Source organism: uncultured Allobosea sp. (genome assembly GCF_945957345.1).
In the GTDB taxonomy this organism is placed as follows: domain Bacteria; phylum Pseudomonadota; class Alphaproteobacteria; order Rhizobiales; family Beijerinckiaceae; genus Allobosea.
Genome location: NZ_CAMFKW010000109.1, coordinates 1 through 2819, shown reverse-complemented (window position 1 = coordinate 2819; position 2819 = coordinate 1). Strand labels below are relative to the sequence as shown.

3 protein-coding genes are annotated in these 2819 nt (G+C 67.9%); 2 read left to right on the top strand and 1 reads right to left on the bottom strand.

Annotation, left to right across the window (positions count from 1 at the left end; translation table 11 throughout):
- A partial coding sequence (gene metK / locus Q0Q36_RS25060) for a methionine adenosyltransferase (protein ID WP_293802609.1) occupies positions 1-960 on the top strand: 960 nt, incomplete at its 5' end.
- Between the two features lie 109 nt (positions 961-1069).
- A complete protein-coding gene (locus Q0Q36_RS25055) occupies positions 1070-1759 on the top strand; it encodes a tRNA (guanosine(46)-N(7))-methyltransferase TrmB (protein WP_293802607.1) in 690 nt (229 codons plus the stop codon).
- Here the strand turns inward: Q0Q36_RS25055 and Q0Q36_RS25050 are convergent.
- On the bottom strand, positions 1734-2819 hold a 1086-nt coding region (locus Q0Q36_RS25050; protein ID WP_293802605.1), incomplete at its 5' end, for a DUF2336 domain-containing protein. The two genes, Q0Q36_RS25055 and Q0Q36_RS25050, sit on opposite strands and share 26 nt — an antisense overlap.

Below are 2819 nucleotides of genomic sequence, written 5' to 3'. Positions count from 1 at the left end.
GCCCGCAAGGCGATCCGCAACATCGGCTACGAGCAGGACGGCTTCCACTGGAAGAAGGCCAAGATCGACGTGTTGCTGCACCCGCAGTCCGCCGATATCGCCCAGGGCGTGGACGAGTCCGGCAACAAGGATGTCGGCGCCGGCGATCAGGGCATCATGTTCGGCTATGCCAGCCGCGAGACGCCCGAGCTGCTGCCCGCCCCGATCTACTACGCCCACAAGATCTTGGAGACCCTGACGCTCGCCCGCAAGAAGGGCGAGGGCGACGCCGCCAAGCTCGGCCCGGACGCCAAGAGCCAGGTCACCGTCAAGTACGAGAACGGCAAGCCGGTCGGCGTCACCCAGATCGTGCTCTCGACCCAGCATCTCGACGAGTCATTGACCTCGGCCGATGTCCGCAAGATCGTCGAGCCCTATATCCGCCAGGCGCTGCCGGATGGTTGGATCTCCAAGGACACGGTCTGGCACATCAACCCGACCGGCAAGTTCGTGATCGGCGGCCCGGACGGCGATGCCGGTCTCACCGGCCGCAAGATCATCGTCGATACCTATGGCGGCGCGGCTCCGCATGGCGGCGGCGCCTTCTCGGGCAAGGACCCGACCAAGGTCGATCGCTCGGCTGCCTATGCGGCGCGCTATCTCGCCAAGAACGTCGTCGCGGCCAAGCTCGCCGATCGCGCCACGATCCAGCTCTCCTACGCCATCGGTGTGGCCAAGCCGCTGTCGATCTATGTCGACCTGCACGGCACCGGCAAGGTCGACGAGGCCAAGCTCGAGGACGTGCTCGGCAAGTTGGTCGATCTCTCGCCGAACGGCATTCGCAACCATCTCGGCCTCAACAAGCCGATCTATGCCAAGACCTCGGCCTACGGCCATTTCGGCCGCAAGGCCGGCCGCGACGGTTCCTTCTCCTGGGAGAAGACCGATCTCGTCGACGCGCTGAAGAAGGCCGTCGCCTGATCATTCAGGCACGATCGGACCATCGAACCGGGGCGCGAGCCCCGGTTTTTGTTTGGGCTGTGGCATCGCGGGGCTTGATGTCCGCGTGCCGAGCAGCCAAGGCGGGGCCATGACCGAGCACGATAACGACCGCGCCTTCTACGGCCGCCGCAAGGGCAAGGCCCTGCGCGACGGCCAGAGCCATCTGATGGAGCATACGCTGCCGCGTCTGCTCCTGCCCGAGGGTGAGATCGCCGATCTCAAGGCGCTATTCCCGCAGCCTGTCGAGGCGGTTCGATTGGAGATCGGCTTCGGCGGCGGCGAGCATCTGCTGATGCGGATGCGTGAGAGCCCGCAGATCGGCTTCATCGGCGTCGAGCCCTTCATCAACGGCATGGCCAAGTTCCTGGCGGTCGCCGAGCGCGAGGGCCTGACCAATATCCGGGTTTGGGACGACGATGCCGCGCTCTTGCTGCCGCGTTTCCCGGCCGGCAGCCTCGATGCGATCGATCTGCTCTATCCCGATCCCTGGCCGAAGCGCCGCCAGCGCAAGCGCCGTTTCGTCTCGGAGCACACGCTCGGCCTGTTCGCCCGCGCGCTCCGCCCCGGCGGCCGCTTCCGCTTCGCCAGCGATATCGACGATTATATCGGCTGGACGCTGTCGCGCCTGATGGCCTCGCCGGATTTCGACTGGACCGACGAGCGGCCGGGCGACTGGCGCACGCCCTATCCCGGCTGGATCCGCACCCGCTATGAGGCGAAGGCGGTCCGCGAGGGGCGCATCTCCAGCTATCTCACGGCTTTGCGTCGCGCATCCTGAGGAAGCCGAGCACGCGCTGCGCAGTGCCCTGGGCGAGGGTGCGGAAGCTTTCGCGGGCGCGGTCGACCGCGGCTTGCGACTTGCCCAAATCCTTGCGCAGCGAGATCAGCGCCGCCGTGGTATCCCACGACCAGCCGAGCGCACGCGCGACCAGCAGTACCGCCTCGCGGTCGCTGCCGAGGATGATCTGCTCGCTCGCCGGCAGGCCGAGCTGCGCCAGCACGGCGACGCCGCAGATCGCATGTTCGGTCGCGCCTTCCTGGGCATAGGTGCGGACCTTGGCCTCGTCGAGCAGGCCGGCCTCGTTGAGCTCGCGGATATTGACGAGCGCCGCGCTGATCGCGCCGAGCTCGCCCGGCATATGACCGCCGGCTGCGACGGCATCCGCGCCGCGTTCGACGGCACTGTCCACATCGCCGGCGAGCGTCGGCTCCAGGCTCTCGCTGAGCCGGCGCCGGGCCGAGTTCTTCGCGGCGGTCATGAGCTGGGCGACGAGCTCCGCAGGAATGTCGCGCCGCAAGCCGAGCGTCGCCTGCAGCGCATCGTCCTGCGCCGCCCGCATCACCAGAACGCCCATGCCGTGACGGGAGAAGCGTGCGGTCTGGTTCGCGGCGACGGCATGGGTGACGACGCGCCCGCCGCGCAGGATCAGGAAATCGGTCACGGGTTCGCCGAGCTCGGCGCGCTCGGTGATGGCGAGCATATGGTCGCGTCCCTTGGCGGCGGAGACCGCGACGAGGTCCTGGTCGGAGAGGCGCGGCGACTGCACCAGCACGGCGCGCGCGACGGCGATCTCGTCGAGAGCGAGCTGGCGGACGACCCCGCTTGGCGCGTTCGGCACGGGCGCGATCCGCTCGGACAGTTCGATACGCGCCCGCAACTCGATCGCACGCGACAGGCGCCCGATGACCACGTCGAAGACGCCGACCTGCTCCTCGTCCATATGCACGGCCGTTGCCAGGAACAGGTCCGTCAATCGCGACAGGATGTCGGCGCGCTCGTCGTTCGAGCCGCGCAGCATCGTGGATTCGAGATCTCGCAGCAGCGAGCCGACCGCACT